This window comes from Candidatus Sphingomonas phytovorans (assembly GCA_029202385.1).
GTDB lineage: Bacteria > Pseudomonadota > Alphaproteobacteria > Sphingomonadales > Sphingomonadaceae > Sphingomonas > Sphingomonas phytovorans.
In genome coordinates, this window is record CP119314.1 from 5,116,454 (window position 1) to 5,132,550 (window position 16,097).

Here is a 16,097-nt window from a genome sequence, read left to right on the forward strand (position 1 = left end):
ACCCTGTTATTCCATGTCGCGTTGGTTCAAGCCAGCACCCGGCTTCCCGGATATCGTCAGCCATCGAGTGAATGAGGGAGGAAGAGATGCGCCGCATGATGATGCTGATGACGGCGGTTGCCCTGTGCGGAGGCACCGCGATTGCCCTCTGCGGAGGCGTTGCGGTCGCGCAGCAATCCGCGCTGGCGGAAGGGCCTCCCGAATGGATGGCGGGTTGCTGGATCCAGCAGGATGGGCCGAAATGGACCGAGGAATGCTGGACGGCGCCGCGTGCCGGCACGATGCTTGGTTCCGGCCGCAGCGGCGGCGGGGCGACCATCACATCCTGGGAAGCCAATCAGATGCTGCCGGATTCGTCGGGCAAGCTGGTCTATTGGGCATCACCGCATGGAGGGGTGCGTGTCGCCTTCCCGATGGCATCGCGCGGCGCGACGGAGATCGTGTTCGCCAACCCGGCGCATGATTATCCGCAGCGCATCCGATACTGGCGCGACGGCGCTGCGCTTAACGCGGAAATTTCACTGTTGGACGGCAGCAGGGCGGTGCGCTGGCATTACAGCGCGATGCGATGAGCCGGGGCGGCAGAGTCAGGCAGCGCGCTCGGCGAGAACGGTCAGGCCGGCGGCGCTGACCTCGGCGAAGCCGCCCTCGATGGCGATCGTCTCGGGCTCGCCCTTTTCGGTACGATAGATCGACAGCGCGCCGTCGCGGATCGTCGACATGATCGGCGCATGTCCTTCGAGCACGCCGAAATCGCCCTCGGAGCCGGGGACGACGACCATGTACACGTCCTCGGAACGGACGAGCTTTTCGGGAGTGACGAGTTCGAAGTGCAGCATTCTATCTCTCCCCCCTCCCCTTCAGGGGAGGGGCAGGGGGTGGGGGAGTGGTAGCGACCCTGTGCGGGTCAGGCCCCACCCCAACCCCTCCCCTGAAGGGGAGGGGCTTTTGGTCCTTACGCGTCCTGCGCCATCTTCTCGGCCTTGGCGATCGCTTCCTCGATGCCGCCGACCATGTAGAAAGCGCTCTCGGGCAGGTGATCATACTCACCGTCGACCACTGCCTTGAAGCTCTTCACGGTATCCTCGAGCTGCACGAACTTGCCCGAAATGCCGGTGAAGACCTCGGCGACGTGGAACGGCTGCGACAGGAACTTCTGGATTTTCCGGGCGCGCGACACGGTCAGGCGATCGTCTTCCGACAGCTCGTCCATGCCCAGGATGGCGATGATGTCCTGAAGCGACTTGTACTTCTGCAGGGTCGACTGAACGGCGCGGGCGGTCTCGTAATGCTCCTGGCCGACGACGCGCGGCTCGAGCACGCGCGAGGTGGAGTCGAGCGGATCGACCGCCGGGTAGATGCCCAGCTCCGAGATCGCGCGGTTGAGCACGGTCGTCGCGTCGAGATGGGCGAAGGAGGTCGCCGGTGCCGGATCGGTAAGATCGTCGGCAGGCACGTAGATGGCCTGCACCGAGGTGATCGAACCCTTGTTGGTCGAGGTGATTCGCTCCTGCAGCGCGCCCATGTCGGTCGACAGGGTCGGCTGATAGCCCACGGCCGAAGGAATACGGCCGAGCAGCGCCGACACTTCCGAACCCGCCTGGGTGAAGCGGAAGATATTGTCGACGAAGAACAGCACGTCCTGGCCTTCGACGTCGCGGAAATATTCGGCGATCGTCAGGCCCGACAGCGCGACGCGGGCGCGGGCGCCCGGCGGCTCGTTCATCTGGCCATATACCAGCGCGACCTTCGAACCCTCGGACTGCGGATTGCCGTCGGCATCCTTGGCGATGACGCCAGCGTCGAGGAACTCGTGGTAGAGATCGTTGCCCTCACGGGTACGCTCGCCAACGCCCGCGAACACCGAGGTGCCGCCATGGCCCTTGGCGATGTTGTTGATCAGTTCCTGGATGAGCACGGTCTTGCCCACGCCGGCGCCGCCGAACAGGCCGATCTTGCCGCCCTTCGCGTACGGGGCGAGCAGGTCGATGACCTTGATGCCGGTCACCAGAATGGCGCTCTCGGTCGACTGGTCGACGAACAGCGGCGCCGATGCGTGGATCGGGGCGGTTTCGGTGTGGCCGACCGGGCCACGCTCGTCGATCGGTTCGCCGATCACGTTCAGGATTCGGCCGAGCGTCTTCGGGCCGACCGGCACGCGGATCTGCGAGCCGGTGTCGGTCACGGTCTGGCCGCGGGTCAGGCCCTCGGTCGCGTCCATCGCGATGGTGCGGACGGTGTTCTCGCCGAGATGCTGCGCAACCTCGAGGACGAGGCGGTTGCCGTTGTTATCGGTTTCGAGCGCCGAAAGGATCGCCGGCAGGCTGCCTTGCGGGAAGGCGACGTCGACGACGGCGCCGATCACCTGGCTGATGCGGCCGACATTGTTGGTCGTCGCGACAGTCGCGGTGGCCGTCGTCTCCGGAGCGGCTGCCTTGGGCGCGCGCTTCACGGCAGGCTTCTTGGTGGTCGGGGCTGCGGTTGCCATCGTTCTTTCCTTGCTTCGAACTGCTTAGAGCGCTTCGGCGCCAGAGATGATTTCGACCAGTTCCGTGGTGATCGCGGCCTGGCGGGTGCGGTTGTACTGGATCGTCAGCTTGTTGATCATGTCGCCCGCATTGCGCGTGGCGTTGTCCATCGCGGTCATGCGGCTGCCCTGTTCCGATGCTGCGTTTTCGAGCAGCGCACGGAATATCTGGATCGCCACGTTGCGCGGCAGCAGGTCGGCCAGGATCGATTCCTCGTCCGGCTCATACTCGACGGCGGCACCGCCATCGGCCACCGGGGCGGCATTGACGTCAATCGCGACCGGAATGATCTGGCGGCCAACCGGTTCCTGGACCAGCGCCGACTGGAAGCGGGCGTAGAACAGATGGGCGATGTCGAACTCGCCGGCCTCGAAGCGGGCGATCACGTCATCGGCGATCTCGCGCGCATCGGTGAAGGCGACCTTCTTGATATGGCCCATCTCATGGTCGGCGACGATCAGCTTCGGATAGAAGCGGCGCAGCACGCGGCCCTTCTTGCCGGCGATGTAGATCTTCACCGTCTTGCCGGCGGTGATCAGCTCCTCGGCCTTGCGGCGAGCCGCACGGACGATGTTGGAGTTGAACGCACCCGCGAGGCCGCGCTCGGAAGTCGCGACGATCAGCAGGTGGACCTGGTCCTTGCCCGTGCCGGCGAGCAGCTTCGGCGATGATTCGCTGAGGCTCACCTTGGCGGCGAGGCTCGCCATCACCTTTTCCAGCCGCTCGGCATAGGGGCGGCCGGCGACGGCCGCTTCCTGCGCACGGCGCAGCTTCGCGGCGGCGACCATCTTCATCGCCTTGGTGATCTTCTGCGTCGACTTCACCGAGCCGATGCGGATCTTGAGGGCCTTCAGAGATGCCATGTCAGTCCGTTACCGCTTCCCTTCTTCCGTCATGCCGGACTTGTTCCGGCATCCACTCATCCACCAGCGCTCAGGTCTGTTGCCCGGTGGACCCTGGAACAAGTCCGGGGTGACGGATATGTGTGTCCGTTATTACGCAAACGTCTTGGCAAAAGCGTCGAGCGCAGCCTTGAGCTTGCCCTTGGCCTCGTCACCCAGATCCTTGGTATCGCGGATCAGGCCGAGCACATCGGCATGGTTCGCGCGCAGATCGGCGAGCATCGCGGCTTCGTAGCGGACGACATCCTGAACGGCGACGGCGTCCAGATAGCCATTGGTGCCGGCGAAGATCGACGCGGTCTGCTCCTCGAAGGGCAGCGGGCTGAACTGGGCCTGCTTGAGCAGCTCGGTCAGGCGTGCGCCGCGGTTGAGCAGCTTCTGGGTCGAGGCGTCGAGGTCCGAACCGAACTGGGCGAAGGCGGCCATCTCGCGATACTGGGCGAGCTCCAGCTTGATCGAGCCCGACACCTTCTTCATCGCCTTGGTCTGTGCGGCGGAACCGACGCGGCTGACCGAGAGGCCGACGTTGATCGCCGGGCGGATGCCGGCGAAGAACAGGTCGGTTTCAAGGAAGATCTGGCCGTCGGTGATCGAAATCACGTTGGTCGGGATGTACGCCGACACGTCGCCGGCCTGGGTCTCGATGATCGGCAGCGCGGTGAGCGAGCCCGAGCCATTGTCCTTGTTCATCTTCGCCGCGCGCTCGAGCAGGCGCGAGTGGAGATAGAACACGTCGCCCGGATAGGCTTCGCGGCCCGGCGGGCGGCGCAGCAGCAGCGACATCTGGCGATAGGCGACTGCCTGCTTCGACAGATCGTCGAACACGATCAGCGCGTGCATGCCGTTGTCACGGAAATACTCGCCCATCGCGGTGCCGGTGTACGGCGCGAGGAACTGAAGCGGGGCGGGGTCGGACGCGGTGGCGGCGACGACGATGGAATATTCCATCGCACCCTGCTCGGTCAGCGTGCGGACGAGCTGCGCGACGGTCGAGCGCTTCTGGCCGACCGCGACATAGATGCAATAGAGCTTCTTCGACTCGTCGTCGCCGGCGTTGACCGTCTTCTGGTTGATGAAGGTGTCGATCGCGACGGCCGACTTGCCGGTCTGGCGATCGCCGATGATCAGCTCGCGCTGGCCACGGCCGACGGGGACGAGGGCGTCGATCGCCTTCAGGCCGGTCTGCACTGGCTCGTGGACCGAGGTACGCGGGATGATGCCCGGTGCCTTCACTTCGACGCGGCTGCGCTTGTCGGAAACGATCGGGCCCTTGCCGTCGATCGGATTGCCGAGGCCGTCGACCACGCGGCCGAGCAGGCCCTTGCCGACGGGGACGTCGACGATCGTGCCGGTCCGCTTGACGACGTCGCCTTCCTTGATCTCGGCGTCAGAGCCGAAAATCACGACGCCGACATTATCGGCCTCGAGGTTGAGCGCCATGCCCTGCACGCCGTTCGAGAATTCGACCATCTCGCCGGCCTGGACGTTGTCCAGCCCGTGGATGCGCGCGATGCCGTCGCCGACCGACAGCACCTGGCCGGTTTCGGAGACCTGGGCCTCGGTACCGAACGAAGCGATCTGGTCCTTGATGACCTTCGAGATTTCAGCGGCGCGGATATCCATTGTCAGCCTTTCATCGCGTGCGCGAGGGTATTGAGACGGGTCTTGATCGACGAATCGATCATCTGCGAGCCGATCTTGACGACCAGCCCGCCAAGCAGCGTGGGATCGACCGACAGGTCGACGGAAACGTCACGGCCGATCCGGGTGCGAAGCTGCTGCTTCAGCGCGTCGACCTGGGGTGCGGAAAGCGGATGCGCCGAGGTGACCTCAGCGGTCGTCTCGCCGCGATGGCTGGCGGCGAGCGCGCGGAACGCGCGGATGATCGCGGGCAACTGCGGCAGGCGGCGATTCTCCGCCAGCACGCCGAGGAAGTTCTTCGTCGTGCCGTCGACGCCAAGCACGGTCGCCGTTGCGGCAACCGCTTTGGCCGCATCCTGGCGGCTCACCAGCGGGCTCGCGACCAGCCGGGCGAACTCGTCCGACTGCTCCAGCGCGGCGCGCACCTGTGCCAGGCTCGCCTCGACGGCGTCGATCGTCTTTGAATCGCGGGCAAGCTCGAAGAGCGCGGTGGCGTAGCGACCGCTTAAGCTTGCTTGAATACCGCCGGATGTCTCCACGCGATCGAAATCCTCGTTTGAAACTGTTTGCGACCCATACGAAAAGGGAGGCCGGAATCGGCCCCCCTGATGGGTCGCCGCGCGGTTAGCATCGGGTTGCACGGGATGCAACCCGAGTCCGTCGAGCGGGCCTGAATGGCGACTTCCGGATTACAGGCAGGATGACCATGGGGAACTTCCGCCGATCGGTCGTCCAAGCGAGATATCTTCAGCCATTTTGAGTGTAGCTGCGCTGACGCGGCCTGCGGGGCCATCAAGGTCCTTTTCCATTGCTTCTTCGACCTTGTCCGCTTCTGCCCTTGTGCACAGCGTCACGATTTTCCCGTTCGGACCGGCGGCACGATAGTGCGTGATCACCTCATAGTCGGCGTCGCCTTCCTTCCAGAAGCGATAGCCCGGGGATACGAAGCCGCAGAACGTCTTGTTGCCGGCCGTACTCTTTGCATGTTTTGGCGCGATCGCCTTTTCGAACGCTGACCAGCATGCCTGCTTACCGTTCGAGCCCGCGCGTCGTTCGCATAAACAGGATGCAACCGCCTGTTTACGAAGTGCCCTGCGCTCGAACCAGCCTGCGGTCCCGTACCAGATAATGGCCGTCACGAGGACAATAGCCATCAGAGCGCCCCAGATCAGGACTTTCCGCATTTTGACGTTTTCCCCCGTCCGCAGGCCATCGCTGCAGCGTATGGATTGTGCAGATGGGTAGAGGCGTGCGCAAGCCGGGCTCGCAGCCACGTTCCGCCGATGTTTCTTTTCCGATTTCATATAACCGTAACAATCGGTTAACCACGCGTTTGCGTCTTGGTCCTCATAGCCCGGCCATGCCTCGCCCAGATATCGCCGCCGCCCTTTCGGCCTTTAAACACCGCATCGCGCGGCGAGGACCGGGTGGTGGCAGCATCCGCTCCCAGCTTCGCCGTATCGTCTGGAGCCTGCTCGGCATCCAGGCGCTGCTCGCCGTCGCGCTGATCGGCACGACGCTCAGCACCAGTCACGGCGTTCGCTCGCTGGTGCTCGACCGGCTCTATCCGATCGGCGAGCTTCAACGGGTTAACGACAGCTATATCACTGCCCTGCTCACCGCGCAGAAAGTGCAGAGCGGCAATCTCTCGCCGGAAAGCGCGATCAGCGTGATCGAGGCTGCGCGCGCCACCATTCGAACGAGTTGGCAGTCCTTCGCCAGCCACGCGCCCGATCAACGGCGCAGTATCGCCATCGCGCAGGTTTCCGATGCACGCCGCGGCGCCGATGCGGCGATCGAGCGGTTGCTGGATCTGCTGCGCGGCCGTCACCTCGATCAGCTCGATTTCTTCGTCAGCGGCGCGCTCTATGCGGCGATCGATCCGCTGACCGTCGCCAGCAACGGCCTGGTCGACGATCTGCGCACTGATGCCGCGCGCGAGCGGGCGACGCTCGAACGGGGGTTCGCGACGGCGTATCTCATGGTCGCCTTCGTGACGTTGCTCGCCGCGCTGATCGGCTGGTGGGGCATGCGCATGCTGACTCTTAGGATCGAGCAGCCGCTCGCGCGGATCGCGGTGGCGACCAGCGATATCACGCTGGAGCGCGACGATACGCCGATCCCCGGCCTCGACCGCGCTGACGAGATTGGCGAGATTGCCCGCGCGCTGGCCTTTGCGCGCACGCGATCCGGCGATGCGCGGCGCCTGAGCGAGGAATCGCACCGCGCCAATGAAGCGCTCCACCGCCGCCAGGTTGCCGAACATGAGGCGCGTGCGAAACGCGCGGCCGATCTCGATGCGCTGTTCGCGGTGTTCGAGCGCGAGGCGAGCCTGGTCGTCCATGAACTCATCTCGGCTGGCCCCGCCTTGCGTGAGACGGCGAACGCGATGTCCGACGAGGCGGGAACGACCGAGCATCACGCGCTCGCGACCGCCGCGTTGGCAGAACAGAGCGCGTCGAGCGCACGCACCATTGCTCAGTCGGGCGCGGCACTGGCGGAGGCGATCGAGCGAATCAGCGACGAGGCGCATGAATCGAAGACCGGCGCTGCCCATGTCCGGGCGCGCACCCTCGAAGGCCGGGCGCATGCCGAATCGCTTGGCGTGCTGGTCGGCGAGATCGCCGGGGTGCTCGACCTGATCTCCGCCGTTGCCGGACAGACCAACCTGCTCGCGCTGAATGCGACGATCGAGGCGGCGCGCGCTGGCGACGCCGGGCGTGGCTTTGCCGTGGTCGCCGACGAGGTGAAGGGCCTCGCGCGCCAGACCCAGGCCGCTGCGGGCCGGATTGAATCCCGTCTCGCCGCGGTTTCGCACGCGAGCGATACCGTGCTTGAGACGATCCAGTCAGTCGATTCGCTCGCGGCGGATCTCGATCGCTCCGCCGCCAATGTCGCCGGCGCGGTGGAGCAGCAGCGCGACATGACTCGTCGTATCGCAGCCGCCATCGCCGAGGTAGAGGGCGGCACGGCCGACGCGGCGACCAACATGCAGCTTTTGTACGAGCGCGCCGAACGCTCGCGCCGCGGCGCCGAGAATGTGGCGCGCACGGCGGAGGCAGTCGCCGGCGGCGTCGAAACGCTGCGCACCCGGATCAATCGCCTGATGGACGACGTTCGGGTGGCGTAATTGGCCGGGGCGTTATCCGCAGGTCGGCTTGCCGGGAACGGCAGTGAATTGCTGGCCACTGACCATTGCACGCGCGAGCTTTTCTGCGTCCTTCACCGCAGCCTCGGACCTTTTGCTCCAGGCATTGTTCATTGCGTGTTCGAAGGTTCTGGCTTCGGAAACGGTGCAGAGGGTCATCTGCGTGCTTGTCCCGACAGTGTAATATCGCAAGATGACCGAATGCTGGCCCTGGTTATCCGACCATTCCCGCGATTCGGTGGAAATGGGCGCGCACAGGGAGGCTCCTGTTTCTTCGGCGTGCCTTGCTGCCATCGCGTTTTCGAAGCTGGTCCAACATGTCCCTTTTCCCGCCGCTCCGCGTCGGCGCTCGCACAGGCACGCCGTTTCCGCATCGCGCTGCAACTTCGCTGTCTCCGACGCGATTCCCGAGGCAGTTCGCCGAGCGGTGGCTTCCCGGCTTTCGCAGCCGCCTGACGCCGCCAACCCGAGTGCGGTGAGAGTCAGGGCAGCGATCTTCAATCTCCGCGAATGCATGATAATGGGCCCCCCGGGGAGGTTGATGATGAACGTGAGACGTCCGCTGATCAAGTGCATGGCGTGGATTGGGTCCGTGGATCGCCTTACCTTCCATGGTAAGATGGCATTCCTGCCGACGCCTGGCGAGGATGATGGGATGGAACTGGCCCAGCAAAATATCAGTGTCGCCAATCAGGCATCGTTCACACCTTTTCGAGCGAGCGGCCGTTGATCTCTGTTGGCAAGATCGCCCTCTGGGTCGGCGGTGTGGCACTCCTTGTCTATCTGGTGCTGCTCGCGCTGCTCTTCTGGTTCCAGCGCGACTTCTTCTATCCAGCGCCGAAGACGGTCGTTGCTGGGCCCGGGGCTGGATATGAGGATGTTCGGATCAGGACGGCCGACGGCCTGACGCTGCGCGCCTTTTATCGCCCCGCCCGGGCCGGCTTGCCGACCTTGCTCTTCTTTCATGGCAATGGCAGCGATCTCGAAGCGAGCGTCCATGCGACGCGCGCGCTCTCCGCCCGCGGCTATGGCGTGATGCTGCCCGAATATCGCGGCTATGGCGGCAATCCCGGGGCACCGGACGAGCAGGGCCTGTATCGCGACGGAGAGGCCGCGATGGCATGGCTCGCCGCGAAAGAGGTACCGCAGGGCCGGGTCGTCGCCGTCGGCAATTCGCTTGGCTCTGGCGTCGCGACCGAAATGGCGTCGCGCCACCGGCTGGCCGGACTGGTGCTGATTTCCGGGTTCGCGAGCCTGGACCGGGTTGCGCAGGAACATTTCCCCGTCTTTCCCGCCCGATTGCTGGTGCGCGATCGGTACGACAATCTCGCGAAGCTTCCCGCCGTCACCTGCCCGATCCTGCTGCTGCACGGCACGGCGGATGACGTGGTTTCAGTCGCCAACAGCCAGGCGCTGGCCAGGGCGCAGCCCGCGGCCAGGCTCCAGCTTGTCCCCGGGGCGGGACATGAGCTTGCTTTCCTTGCCACGTCGCAATCGAAGATACTGGAGTGGCTCAGCTCGGGTGCCTGAAGAAGGCGCCTTCGTTTTGACCGCAAGCCTCGGGATGTAGCGGCCGGCCGCGGCGCCTATATCGCCATCATGACACAGCAACTCGCCATCGACGCCGATACCGCCTGGTCCGCTTTCGAGCGCCGCGACCGGGCTTATGACGGGCGTTTCGTCGGTGCGGTCACCTCGACCGGCATCTATTGCAAGCCGAGCTGCCCGGCGCGGCACCCGAAGCGGGAGAATGTCTTGTTCTACCGCGACGGCGCCGAGGCGCGGGCGGCAGGATTCCGTGCCTGCCTGCGCTGCAAGCCCGACGAGGTCGGCCGTGACCGCATCGCGGTGGCCGAGGCTGTCGCGCTGATCGAGGCGGACGAGGATGGCATGGGGCTCGAGGAACTCGCTGCCCGGGTCGGCTATGCCCCGCATCATTTCCACCGCCTGTTCAAGCGCGCGACCGGCGTGACGCCCGCCGCTTATGCCCGCGGCCTGAAGGCCCAGCGCGCGGCCAGGGCATTGATCGAGGAAGATACCGTCACCCAGGCGATCTACGAAGCGGGCTATTCGGCCCCCAGCCGCTTCTATGAAGGCGGAGCGAGACGGCTTGGCATGACGCCGAGCGCGTGGCGCAAGGGCGGGGCGGGCATGACGATCCGCTGGACCGTCGCCGACACCAGCCTCGGCCCGATGCTGGTCGCGGCGACCGACAAGGGGTTGTGCCGCGTGTCGTTCGACGAAGGCGAGGAGGCGCTGAAGCTGCGTTTTCCCAAGGCCGAGATCGTACCCGGCGGCGCTGCACTCGCCGACCTTGCTGCCCGGGTGGTGGCAAGCGTCGAATCCCCGGAGCGTCATCACGATCTGCCGCTCGACGTGCAGGGTACGGCTTTCCAGGAAGCAGTGTGGCAGGCACTTCGCGCCATCCCGGCGGGCGAGACGCGCAGCTACAGCGAGCTTGCCGCGATCGCCGGTAGCCCCGGCGCGGTGCGGGCGGCGGGCACCGCGTGCGGCCAGAACCAGGTGGCGGTGGTCATTCCCTGTCACCGCGCCCAGCGCAGCGACGGCACGCTCGGCGGCTATGCCTATGGGCTCGATCGCAAGGTCGTTCTGCTCAAGCGCGAGGGCGTGGCGTGAGCGGCTTCGCCATTACCGGCCTTGATCCGGCGCCGTTCGTGCCGCTTTACGGCTTCGACGATGCCGCGCTGGCCGGCCTCGGCGTGGTCCGCATGGCCGTCACCAGGAAGCCGGGCTTTCCCTGCCGCATCTCGCTCGAGGATGCAGCGCCGGGGGAGCATGTGCTGCTGCTCAACTACGAGCACCTCCCGGTCGACTCCCCCTATCGCCAGCGTCACGCCATCTTCGTGCGCGAGGGGATGACCGTAGCGGCGCGGTTCGAGAATGAGGTGCCCGAACAGCTCGCGACCCGGACATTGTCGGTCCGCGCCTATGATGCGGGGGGCATGATGACCGCTGCGGACCTCACCGAGGGTCGCGACCTGGGCGTTCTGATCGACCGTTTCTTTGCCGATCCGGCGGTGGCGTACCTGCACGCGCACAATGCGAAGCCCGGATGTTTCGCGGCAAGGATCGACCGCGCCTGATTTTGCGTCGTCCGATGATGCCCGCTAGGCTCCCCGGGTAATCGAGGGGGTTTCCATGAATCCGATCAAGCCCGTCACGCCGCCGAACAGTCTGGTGTGGCGCGTCGTCCATTTTCCCCTGGTGCTGCTGACGATCGGCATCGCCTTCATGATGGGCGCGGGGATGACGGCGACGCTGGTCAGCCGCGCCATTCCGCATGCCCATAATGACATGTTGGCGGTGTTGGTCGCGATCCTGGTCGCGGGCATCTTCGTCGCTTATTATTGCGCCTTCGTCCGCCTGGTCGAACGCCGGCCGTTCGTGGCTGAGTTCGCGCTTTCCGGTTGGGCGAAGGAGCTCGGCGCGGGCCTGCTCGGCGGGCTGCTGCTTTTCTCGGTCGTCATCGGCATCATCGCTGCGTTCGGCGGCTATCGGGTGATCGGTCAACATCCTGCGGCCGTGCTGCTGCCGGTGCTCGCCATCTCGATCACCTCGGGCGTGACCGAGGAGATCATGCTGCGCGGCATCTTCTTCCGGCTGGTCGAATCCTGGCTTGGGAGCTGGATCGCCCTGATCCTGTCCGCGGCGTTGTTTGGCGCGCTGCACCTCAAAAACCCCAATGCATCGCTGCTGGCCGGTTCGGCCATCGCGCTCGAGGCAGGGGTGATGCTTGCGGCGCTCTACATGGTGACGCGCCGGTTATGGGCTGCGATCGGGCTGCATGCGGCATGGAACCTGTCGCAGGGCGGGATCTACGGGATCGCGGTATCGGGCTTCCGGCAGGACGGCCTGCTCATCCCGCAGACCAGCGGTTCCGACCTGCTGACCGGCGGTTCCTTCGGCGCGGAGGCGTCGCTTCCGGCGGTCATCGTCTGCACTGCCTTCGGCGTCGCGCTGCTGGTCGTGGCCCATCGCCGCGACCGGTTCGTCAGGCCCTTCTGGTCGCGCGGGGCGTAACGCTCAGCCAGCCGATTTGCAGGAATAGACGATCTTCTCGTTGGGATAGGGCGGCAACAGGGTGCGGATCGCACTCTGCTGGGTCGCCAGATTGGCGCGTCCCGCCTCGTCCGGCGTGCAGGTCTTGATCGTCACCTGAGTCCTGATGTTGCGCAGCGCCTCCATCTGCGCTGCCGTCAGGAAGTAGCGCTGGTTCGAATAGGTCCGCGTCGCCGGATCGAACTGAAGCACCGACACCGTCTGGTCCTCGGTCGGCACCAGTATCCGGTCCCATTTGCTGCCATTCTCGGCATATTGGGTACGCCCGTTCATGCAGCCTGCTGTGCCCCAGTCGATCGTCAGGTCCTCGATGGAGGAAGAGACGACCCGGCTGCGATCCGGCACCACGGTGCACACCATCTTGCCCAGCGCCGCGGTCGAGGACACCGCCGGCGCCTGGGTCGGCGCGGTCTCGGGCGGAAGCGTCACCTCGCCGCTCGGCCGCAGGAAGAAGGTGACGGCCGCCGCGACCATCAGCACGCCCCCGGCCGAGGCTGCCCAGATCGCCTCGCGCCGCCGCCGGCGCACTTCGAGCAGTCCCCCGCCGCCGATCGCCAGCGCCCCGGCCACCAGCAGCACTGCGGCGAGCGCCATGATGTTCTCCCGGTTCCGCTCGGCCGCGATGCGTGCATTGTCCAGCGCCTGCGCGCGGGCGGCGGCGGCCGTTGCCGCGGCGTCGCGCTTTGCCGCCTCCGCCGCGGCGCTCGCCCGCGCATCGGCCTCGCTGTCCTGCTTCACCCGGTCGAGGATGCTGGTGCAGGGCGTGCCGACGGCCGGATATTCCTGCTTCGCGTTGCGCAGGAAGGTCGCGAGCTCGGAATCGGCGATGGCGAAGCCGAAGCTGGCATCGCCTTCCTCGCCCTTGGCGAAGGAGGAGTTCACCCCGATCACCCGCCCGCACGGATCGAGCAGCGGCCCGCCCGAATTGCCCCGCGCGATGTTGGCGGTGTGGAGCAGCACGTCGACGCCCGACATCGTCCGCCGCCCGGAGAATACGCCTTCGGACCTGATCGGCGACAGCGGATGGATATAGTCGACCGCCGAGCGCGCGGTCGCGAGATCGACATTGCCGGGATAGCCGAGCGCCGTGACCGGCGCGCCCTCGTCGACCGGCCCGGTATAGAGCGCGACCGTCGGCAGCCGCGTGCCGGTGAACTCGATCAGCGCCAGGTCGCGCGCCGCATCGATCGCGATGACCTTGCCCTCATAGCTCTTGGCGCCTTCGGACGGCACCACGCCGATGACGACATTGTCGGGATAGCGCTTGGCGAGGTCGACGACATGCGCGTTGGTCACGATCCGGTTGGGCGCCACGGCGAAGCCGCTGCCATGGCCGAATCCGACCACCTGGTCGTCGACCACCGCGACCGTGACGATGCGCACCACCCCGCGCCCGGTGGCGGATATGTCGTCGGCGCGGACCGGTGCGGCAAGCACGGTCAGGGCCAGAAGCACGCTCGCGAACAGGTAGCGGAAAGAGCGAAGAAGCGGGGCGATAGGCATGCCCGGATTCTGACAGGAAGACCGCGCGGAAGACAGAGAGAATATGCGCCGGAGCGACGCTATCCGCAAAAACCGACCCTCGGCCGACCCACCGGGCAGCGCCGGTCACCGGCTAGAGGAAGCTGTACGGATCGACGTCGACCACGACCCGCACCTTTGACGGCCAGTCGAGCTTGCCCAGCCAGTCGCGGATCACGTCCTGCACGTCGAGCGCGCGCCGCGCATGGATCAGCAGGCGGAAGCGGTGGCGCCCGCGCAGCATCGCCAGCGGGGCAGGGGCCGGGCCATAGACTTCCATCGCCTCGAGCCTCGGCGCGGTGCGGCCGATCAGCGTCGCGATCTCCTGCGCCGCCGCCTGGTCCTCGCTCGACACCACGATGCCGGCGAAGCGGCCGAAGGGCGGGGCGCCCGCGTCGCGGCGCGATTCGGTCTCGGCGTCGTAGAAGGCCTCGGCATCGCCCGTCACCAGCGCGCGCATCACCTGCGCATCGGGGCTGTGAGTCTGGATATAGACGTGCCCCGGCTTCTCGCCGCGCCCGGCCCGGCCGGATACCTGCATGATCTGCTGGAAGGTCCGCTCCGACGCGCGCAGGTCGCCGCCGGCCAGCCCCAGATCGGCATCGATCACGCCGACCAGCGTCAGGTTCGGGAAATGATAACCCTTGGTGACGAGCTGCGTGCCGACCACGATGTCGATATCGCCAGCCTCCATGCGGTGGACGAATTCGGCTGCTTTCGCCGGCGACCAGATCGTGTCGGAGGTGACAATGGCGGTCTTCGCCGCCGGGAACAGCGCCCGCACCTCGTCGGCGATCCGCTCCACGCCTGGGCCGACCGCGACCAGCGTATCCTCGTTGCCGCATTCCGGGCAGGCGCGCGGCACCGGCTCGACATGGCCGCAATGGTGGCAGGCGAGCCGGCTGACCAGCCGGTGCTCGACCATCCAGGCGGTACAATTAGGGCATTGGAAACGGTGCCCGCAGGTCCGGCACAGGGTCAGCGGGGCATAGCCGCGCCGGTTGAGGAACAGCAGCGACTGTTCGCCCCGCTCGAGCCGTTCCTCGATTCCCTTGACGATCGCTGAGGCGATCCAGCGCCCGCGCTCGGGCGGATTGGCGATCAAATCGATCGCCTCGATCGCCGGCATCTCGGCGGCGCCCCAGCGGCCCGGCAGCTTCAGCTCGGCATAGCGGCCAAGCGCGACCTGCTGCCGCGTCTCGATCGCCGGCGTGGCGGAAGCGAGGATGACCGGGCATTTCTCGAACAGCCCGCGCATCACCGCCACGTCGCGGGCGTGATAATGCACGCCCTCTTCCTGTTTGAAGCTCGTCTCGTGCGCCTCGTCGACCACGATCAGGCCGAGATTGGCATAGGGCAGGAACAGCGAGGACCTCGCGCCCACCGTCACCAGCGCCTGGCCGCTGGCGATCGCTCGCCACGCGCGGCGGCGCTGCGACTGGCGAAGGCCGGAATGCCAGGCGACCGGCGTCACGCCGAAGCGCGCGGCGAACCGCTGCAGGAACGGCTCGGTCAGCGCGATCTCGGGCAGCAGCACCAACGTTTGCCGCCCAGCCCGGATCGCGGCGGCGACCGCCTCGAAATAGACCTCGGTCTTGCCCGATCCGGTGACGCCGTCGAGCAGTGTCGGCTGGAACGCCTTCGCCTCGACATTGGCGACCAGCGCCTGCGCCGCGGCGCGCTGGTCCGGTGACAGGGCGGGCACGCCATGCTCCGGATCGGGCACCGGGAACGGGCTGTCGATATCGACCTCGACCGCCTCGAGCGCCCCGGTCTTCACCAGCCCCCGGATCACCGCATCGGACACGTCGGCGGCCAGCGCCAGCTCGCGGATCAGGCCCTGGCGCTCGCCGATCCGCTCAAGCGCCTGCTGGCGTTGCGGGGTCAGCCGGTCGGGTATTTCTCCGGTCGCGCGATATTCCAGAACCGTCCGTCCGCCTTCGAGGGCCGAGGTGGAGGCAAGCGCCATGCGCGCCACCGACGCGGGCGGGGCGAGATAATAATTGGCGGTCCATTCGATCAGCCGGCGCAGCGGCGCCCCCAGCGGTGGCGCCGGCAGCACGCCGACCAGATTGCGCAGCCGGTTGTCGCCGACCTCGGCGTCGGACGGCATATGCTCGGGCTCCCACACCACGCCGATCAGCTGGCGCGGACCGAGCGGCGCGACGACGATCGACCCCGGCTCGACCGTCATCCCGTGCGGGATTCGGTAATCGAGCGGGCCGAGCGCTGAATTCATGACAAGGACGCGGGTGCGGGACACGGGGTCCATATGGC

At 66.4% G+C, this 16,097-nt stretch carries 15 protein-coding genes; 6 read left to right on the forward strand and 9 right to left on the reverse strand.

Going from position 1 to position 16,097, the window contains the following annotated elements; translation table 11 throughout:
• Positions 1–86 precede the first annotated feature (86 nt).
• The gene (locus P0Y59_23575; GenBank protein ID WEJ99841.1) at positions 87–572 is read left to right on the forward strand and encodes a DUF6265 family protein; all 486 of its coding nucleotides are present in this window, start codon (positions 87–89) and stop codon (positions 570–572) included.
• Between the two features lie 15 nt (positions 573–587).
• On the opposite strand, the gene P0Y59_23580 is transcribed toward P0Y59_23575, so the two are convergent.
• The 6 genes from P0Y59_23580 to P0Y59_23605 form a co-directional block, all read right to left on the reverse strand.
• Entirely contained in the window at positions 588–839 is a 252-nt protein-coding gene (locus P0Y59_23580; protein WEJ99842.1) for an ATP synthase F1 subunit epsilon, read from the reverse strand.
• A gap of 116 nt (positions 840–955) precedes the next feature.
• Entirely contained in the window at positions 956–2,488 is a 1,533-nt protein-coding gene (gene atpD / locus P0Y59_23585; GenBank protein WEJ99843.1) for a F0F1 ATP synthase subunit beta, read from the reverse strand.
• 24 nt (positions 2,489–2,512) lie between these two features.
• Positions 2,513–3,391: a F0F1 ATP synthase subunit gamma gene (locus P0Y59_23590; GenBank protein WEJ99844.1), complete on the reverse strand. Its 879-nt coding sequence runs from the start codon at positions 3,389–3,391 to the stop codon at positions 2,513–2,515.
• 132 nt (positions 3,392–3,523) lie between these two features.
• Positions 3,524–5,053, reverse strand: coding sequence for a F0F1 ATP synthase subunit alpha (atpA, locus tag P0Y59_23595; GenBank protein ID WEJ99845.1), 1,530 nt, complete (start codon positions 5,051–5,053; stop codon positions 3,524–3,526).
• Between the two features lie 2 nt (positions 5,054–5,055).
• Positions 5,056–5,610: a F0F1 ATP synthase subunit delta gene (locus P0Y59_23600; protein WEJ99846.1), complete on the reverse strand. Its 555-nt coding sequence runs from the start codon at positions 5,608–5,610 to the stop codon at positions 5,056–5,058.
• A 150-nt stretch (positions 5,611–5,760) separates the two neighbouring features.
• The gene (locus P0Y59_23605) at positions 5,761–6,225 is read right to left on the reverse strand and encodes a hypothetical protein (protein WEJ99847.1); all 465 of its coding nucleotides are present in this window, start codon (positions 6,223–6,225) and stop codon (positions 5,761–5,763) included.
• 206 nt (positions 6,226–6,431) lie between these two features.
• Between P0Y59_23605 and P0Y59_23610 the strand changes: the two genes are divergently transcribed.
• Entirely contained in the window at positions 6,432–8,201 is a 1,770-nt protein-coding gene (locus P0Y59_23610) for a methyl-accepting chemotaxis protein (GenBank protein WEJ99848.1), read from the forward strand.
• Between the two features lie 12 nt (positions 8,202–8,213).
• Here P0Y59_23610 and P0Y59_23615 read toward each other — a convergent pair whose 3' ends face one another.
• On the reverse strand, positions 8,214–8,720 hold the full coding sequence (locus P0Y59_23615; protein ID WEJ99849.1) for a hypothetical protein: 507 nt from the start codon (positions 8,718–8,720) through the stop codon (positions 8,214–8,216).
• 225 nt (positions 8,721–8,945) lie between these two features.
• Here P0Y59_23615 and P0Y59_23620 point away from each other — a divergent pair, with 225 nt between their 5' ends.
• The 4 genes from P0Y59_23620 (at position 8,946) to P0Y59_23635 (ending at position 12,260) form a co-directional block, all read left to right on the forward strand.
• The gene (locus P0Y59_23620; GenBank protein ID WEJ99850.1) at positions 8,946–9,749 is read left to right on the forward strand and encodes an alpha/beta fold hydrolase; all 804 of its coding nucleotides are present in this window, start codon (positions 8,946–8,948) and stop codon (positions 9,747–9,749) included.
• A gap of 69 nt (positions 9,750–9,818) precedes the next feature.
• Positions 9,819–10,856, forward strand: coding sequence for a bifunctional DNA-binding transcriptional regulator/O6-methylguanine-DNA methyltransferase Ada (ada, locus tag P0Y59_23625; protein WEJ99851.1), 1,038 nt, complete (start codon positions 9,819–9,821; stop codon positions 10,854–10,856).
• Positions 10,853–11,323: a DUF1203 domain-containing protein gene (locus P0Y59_23630; GenBank protein ID WEJ99852.1), complete on the forward strand. Its 471-nt coding sequence runs from the start codon at positions 10,853–10,855 to the stop codon at positions 11,321–11,323. Before ada ends, P0Y59_23630 begins: the two co-directional genes overlap by 4 nt.
• Before the next feature lie 55 nt (positions 11,324–11,378).
• Positions 11,379–12,260, forward strand: a complete 882-nt coding sequence (locus P0Y59_23635) for a type II CAAX endopeptidase family protein (protein ID WEJ99853.1) — start codon at positions 11,379–11,381, stop codon at positions 12,258–12,260.
• Positions 12,261–12,263: 3 nt separating this feature from the next.
• Here the strand turns inward: P0Y59_23635 and P0Y59_23640 are convergent, their stop codons facing one another.
• Together P0Y59_23640 and P0Y59_23645 are read right to left on the reverse strand one after the other, a co-directional pair.
• Positions 12,264–13,802, reverse strand: coding sequence for a serine protease (locus tag P0Y59_23640; protein WEJ99854.1), 1,539 nt, complete (start codon positions 13,800–13,802; stop codon positions 12,264–12,266).
• Positions 13,803–13,914: 112 nt separating this feature from the next.
• Positions 13,915–16,092, reverse strand: a complete 2,178-nt coding sequence (locus P0Y59_23645) for a primosomal protein N' (GenBank protein ID WEK02670.1) — start codon at positions 16,090–16,092, stop codon at positions 13,915–13,917.
• Positions 16,093–16,097 lie beyond the last annotated feature (5 nt).

Bases quoted from the DNA above. Each gene is read 5' to 3' on its own strand.
- P0Y59_23575 (WEJ99841.1), top strand. From the start codon at position 87: ATGCGCCGCATGATGATGCTGATGACGGCGGTTGCCCTGTGCGGAGGC.
- P0Y59_23580 (WEJ99842.1), bottom strand. From the start codon at position 839: ATGCTGCACTTCGAACTCGTCACTCCCGAAAAGCTCGTCCGTTCCGAG.
- atpD (WEJ99843.1), bottom strand. From the start codon at position 2,488: ATGGCAACCGCAGCCCCGACCACCAAGAAGCCTGCCGTGAAGCGCGCG.
- P0Y59_23590 (WEJ99844.1), bottom strand. From the start codon at position 3,391: ATGGCATCTCTGAAGGCCCTCAAGATCCGCATCGGCTCGGTGAAGTCG.
- atpA (WEJ99845.1), bottom strand. From the start codon at position 5,053: ATGGATATCCGCGCCGCTGAAATCTCGAAGGTCATCAAGGACCAGATC.
- P0Y59_23605 (WEJ99847.1), bottom strand. From the start codon at position 6,225: ATGGCTATTGTCCTCGTGACGGCCATTATCTGGTACGGGACCGCAGGC.
- P0Y59_23610 (WEJ99848.1), top strand. From the start codon at position 6,432: ATGCCTCGCCCAGATATCGCCGCCGCCCTTTCGGCCTTTAAACACCGC.
- ada (WEJ99851.1), top strand. From the start codon at position 9,819: ATGACACAGCAACTCGCCATCGACGCCGATACCGCCTGGTCCGCTTTC.
- P0Y59_23635 (WEJ99853.1), top strand. From the start codon at position 11,379: ATGAATCCGATCAAGCCCGTCACGCCGCCGAACAGTCTGGTGTGGCGC.
- P0Y59_23640 (WEJ99854.1), bottom strand. From the start codon at position 13,802: ATGCCTATCGCCCCGCTTCTTCGCTCTTTCCGCTACCTGTTCGCGAGC.
- P0Y59_23645 (WEK02670.1), bottom strand. From the start codon at position 16,092: ATGGACCCCGTGTCCCGCACCCGCGTCCTTGTCATGAATTCAGCGCTC.